Below are 4,173 nucleotides of genomic sequence, written 5' to 3'. Positions count from 1 at the left end.
TTACCACAAATGGATGCTCTTTTTTTATTCACTTGATAGATGAAGAGAAAAATTTGATAAAAATATAGTAACTATGCGACTTTCAGTCGCTAACACGACGAAGTCGTGAATAATTCAGGAAAAAGTATTTTTTCATTAAAAAATATTTTCAAATTGTTTATTTTTAATGAGTCACCAGTAGGTGGACATCTTTGGTATTTGGGAGCACTTTTATATGTGTTACTAATTGTATTTGTCATAGATAAATTGAATTGTAGAAGAGTACTGTATTGGATAATACCAGTATTTTTAGTTTTAGATTTAATTTTTGGAAAATATGCAATTGTCATTTTTAATAGAGAATTTCCATATATTTTAGTTAGAAATTTTCTTTGTGTAGGAATACCATATTTTTGTCTAGGAACGTTAATTAGAGAAAAGAAAATAAGAAAGAATATAAGCAAAAGAGTACTGGAATTTATGATTATGATATTTGCATTAACAGGAATTTGTGAAAGATTTATTTTGGTAAACTATAGAATGAATGCGACAAGAGATCATTATATTAGTACCACTTTTTTAGCAATTGCTGTTTTTTTATATGTTCTTAAAAGTAATTGGAAGAATGAGCGGCTATCCAAGATTGGAAGAGAATATTCTACATGGCTATATATTATTCATCCTATATTTATTACAGTATTTGCTTTCATTACAAAAAAAATTGGAATTTATTCATTATATAGTTATGTTGGACCGATTGTTATTTACATTGTTTCTTTATTGTTTCTTATTTTACTTAAGAAAATAAAGTTAGAGAGGTATATATGATAGAATTAATAGATACAGTTGTATATGCTGGAAGAATAAAAAATGAATCAGTATTGATGCAAAGCTCTTCAGGGGGAGCATTTACAGCATTATCAGAATTTTTTTTGAAAAATAATAATGCAGTGGTGGCGTCTGTTTATAATTATGATATAAATACGGCAGAGTTTCGATTGATTTTGAATAAAAATCAACGGGAAAAGGCGAAAGGGTCAAAATATATGCAGAGTAAACCTAGAAAAATTTTTAGAGAAGCATATGAATGGTTAATGGAAAATAAAGGGAAAAAATTACTTTTTGTTGGAATGGGCTGTCAAGCAGATGGTTTTCGAAAATTTTGTGAGTTAAAAGGTATTCGTGATAGAGTATGTATTGTAGATATTATTTGCCATGGATCTCCAAGTCCAAAGTTATGGAAGGAATATGCTGAGAACCTTCAAAAAAAGAAAAAAGGGAAAATTACTTATTTGACATTTAAAGATAAACGAAATGGATGGAAATCTCCAATGGCATATGTCAAGATAAATGGAAAAGAGATTTTAATAAAAGATTATGTGAAAATTTTTTATAATAGATGTGCTTTGAGGTTGTCATGTCATGAATGTCCTTACGCTACTACTGAGAGAAAAGTAGATTTAACAATTGGAGATTATTGGCATATTGAAGAAACAATGCCAGATTTTTATGACTCAAAAGGAAATTCTCTGTTTTTAATTCATACAAATAAAGGTCAGGAATTGTTCAATAGAGTTAGGTATATGCTAGATTATAAAATAAGTAATAGACAACAGTGCTGGCAGACAAATCTTGAGAAACCGACACCAAAATCAGAAAAGAGAGATTTATTCTGGGATGATTATAAAAAAGAGGGAGTTAATTTCATAATGAAAAAATATGGAACAGTTTCAATTACAACTAAAGTAAAAAATAAACTTCTCAAAATTATTGGGGGGGGGACGAACTAAGTAGTCCTTGTTATGTTGACCTTTCTAGTAGGAGGGTAGCATAATGAATTGGAGAGAACCTAAAGTATATGCAATAAGACATAAAAATGAAGATATACGAGCTAATTCAAGATCTGGTGGTATTTTTACAGCACTGTCAGATAAAGTTTTAGAAAATGATGGTGTTGTGTATGGATGTGTTTTAACAGAAAAGTTTGAAGCTATACATATTCGTGCAGAAAATGCACAGGATAGAGATAAAATGCGTGGTTCTAAATATATACAGAGTAAATTGGGTGACACATTTGTAAGGATAAAAGAGGATGTTGAAATTGGTCGAGAAGTTCTTTTTTCAGGAACCTCATGTCAAGTAGCAGGATTAAAAAAATTTCTTAAAATAGAATATGAAAATCTTATTTGTATAGATATTGTATGTCATGGAGTTCCAAGCAAAAACATTTGGAAAGAATATTTAAAATGGCAACAAATGAAATATAGAGCTAAAGTTATAGCGGTTGATTTTCGGAATAAGAAAGATTTTGGATGGCGAGATCATGTGGAATCAATTTATTTTGAAAATGGGAAAAAGGTAAACGGTAGAGTATTTAAGAACTTATTTTATGGACATTCTATATTGAGGCCTAGCTGCTATGAATGTAAATATAAATCAATAATACATCCGGGAGATATTACAATAGCTGATTATTGGGGGATAGAAAAGGCAGCACCTGAATTTGATGATAATAAAGGTGTATCCTTAGCCTTGGTTAATAATAATAAGGGAGAAAAGTTATTAGAACAAATAAAAGAAAATATTGAATGGAAGAAAACAAAATTAGAAGATAGTATGCAAACACCATTAAAAGAACCATTTTTGAAGCCAGAAAACAGAGAGCAATTTTGGAAAGATTTTTATGAAAATTCATTTGAATATATTGCTAAAAAATATGGAAGATACGGATTAGCAAATAAAATTAAAGCAGTTTTTAGAAAAATTAAGGTGAAATTAATAAGATAAAAGTAGAAAGAAGAAGGGGTATGGAGAGAAAATATTCTTTTGAAGCAGGTTTGAATGTATTTACTTCATATAAAACAATTATTCCAGTGGAAGTTTTTAGAGAATTAAAAGAAACAGATTTACATCGTTATCATATTTACGGAATATTATCATATAATCAAGTGTTTTTTCGTAAAGAAAAGATAAAAGTTACAGAAGATGGAATAAAAATAGCATTTTTTATGATTAAAGATGGAAAGGAAATTGATTATGAATTGCCACTAATAAAAGTTTGTGAGGGATTGGATTATCATAAAATTCATATAGAAATTCTGTATCCAGCAATAAATATGGTAGTATCTATAACAGATGAGGATTTTTTGAAAAAGAATCCTCAAATACAGAAAAATATAGAAATTAGTGCTCAGGATTTTTTTATGATTGTGTCTAAAATATTAGTATCAAGATTGGAATATGAGGTTCTTTATATTGGACAGGCATATGGAAAAGATGGAAGTAGAACGGCTTTTGACAGGCTAGAGTCTCATTCGACATTGCAAAAAATATTAGAAGAGTATAGTGGACATTATGCGGATAAACATATTTATATATTGTTATTAGAAATGCAATCAAGTTTAGCAATGTCATTTGATGGAATCTCTCAAAATTTCACAAAAAGTGAAGAAGAAAGTTCAAAGCATTTAACAGAAGTTTGCAGTGATTTACCTCAAGAAAATCAAATTATTAATATTGCAGAAGCAGCTATGATAAATTATTTTAAACCAGCTTATAACGTGAATTTTGTAGAGAATTTTCCAAATGAAAATCATAAAGGATATAGACAGTATTTTGACTTGGATTATAATGCGTTGACAGTTGAAATTGATTTAGATTTTCCAGATGCTCCTAATATACAGTTATATACAGAACAAAATAGAATTGCTAATTCTTTTGATTTTATAAGATATAAGTTATTTAATGATGATAATCGTCAAAGTATGTATGATGTTTTTCAGAAAAATTAATGACCTAAATTTTTGATACAGAGTTACACAAATATTACATAGGAGAAATGAAAGTGGAAAGAACTTAAGTTCCCAGGGACCTTAAGAAATCAGTCTACAAAGTGAATAGTTATATTGAATAAAAATACGAAAAAATTTGAAAAATAGGTTTACTTTTTATAAAAAAGGAACTTTTATATTGTAAAGGGGAGAGAATACGAATGAATACAACATTAATTATCATGGCAGCTGGAATTGGATCTAGATTTGGAGAAGGAATCAAACAGTTAGCTCAAATGGGACCATATAATGGTCTCATAAATTAAGACACTTTTTCGGACAGATCTTAATGAATCTGATATACTTAAATCAATACATAAGAAAGGATTCAATGTCATGTCCAGAAAAAGAAGAAATTTTAGTG

Annotated in this window: 4 protein-coding genes and 1 pseudogene; all 5 read left to right on the top strand. The window is 28.6% G+C overall.

Annotated elements, in window-relative coordinates:
- Positions 1-105 precede the first annotated feature (105 nt).
- Positions 106-807, top strand: a complete 702-nt coding sequence (locus KQI71_RS12185) for an acyltransferase family protein (RefSeq protein WP_216436387.1) — start codon at positions 106-108, stop codon at positions 805-807.
- Entirely contained in the window at positions 804-1,769 is a 966-nt protein-coding gene (locus KQI71_RS12180; RefSeq protein WP_216436386.1) for a Coenzyme F420 hydrogenase/dehydrogenase, beta subunit C-terminal domain, read from the top strand. Before KQI71_RS12185 ends, KQI71_RS12180 begins: the two co-directional genes overlap by 4 nt.
- A 43-nt stretch (positions 1,770-1,812) precedes the next feature.
- Positions 1,813-2,766, top strand: coding sequence for a Coenzyme F420 hydrogenase/dehydrogenase, beta subunit C-terminal domain (locus KQI71_RS12175; protein ID WP_216436385.1), 954 nt, complete (start codon positions 1,813-1,815; stop codon positions 2,764-2,766).
- Positions 2,767-2,786: 20 nt separating this feature from the next.
- Positions 2,787-3,770 (top strand): hypothetical protein, encoded by a 984-nt coding sequence (locus KQI71_RS12170; RefSeq protein ID WP_216436384.1) that lies wholly within the window; start codon positions 2,787-2,789, stop codon positions 3,768-3,770.
- Positions 3,771-3,970: 200 nt separating this feature from the next.
- A pseudogene (locus tag KQI71_RS13050) lies at positions 3,971-4,069 on the top strand (nucleotidyltransferase); the annotation flags it as partial.
- Positions 4,070-4,173 lie beyond the last annotated feature (104 nt).

Origin of the sequence: Anaerostipes sp. MSJ-23 (assembly GCF_018918155.1) — a bacterium.
Classification (GTDB): domain Bacteria; phylum Bacillota; class Clostridia; order Lachnospirales; family Lachnospiraceae; genus Anaerostipes.
This window is presented reverse-complemented; position numbering and strand designations above follow the sequence as displayed.

Coding starts and splice junctions, on each gene's coding strand:
- KQI71_RS12175 (WP_216436385.1), top strand. CDS start 1,813: ATGAATTGGAGAGAACCTAAAGTATATGCAATAAGACATAAAAATGAA.
- KQI71_RS12170 (WP_216436384.1), top strand. CDS start 2,787: ATGGAGAGAAAATATTCTTTTGAAGCAGGTTTGAATGTATTTACTTCA.
- KQI71_RS12180 (WP_216436386.1), top strand. CDS start 804: ATGATAGAATTAATAGATACAGTTGTATATGCTGGAAGAATAAAAAAT.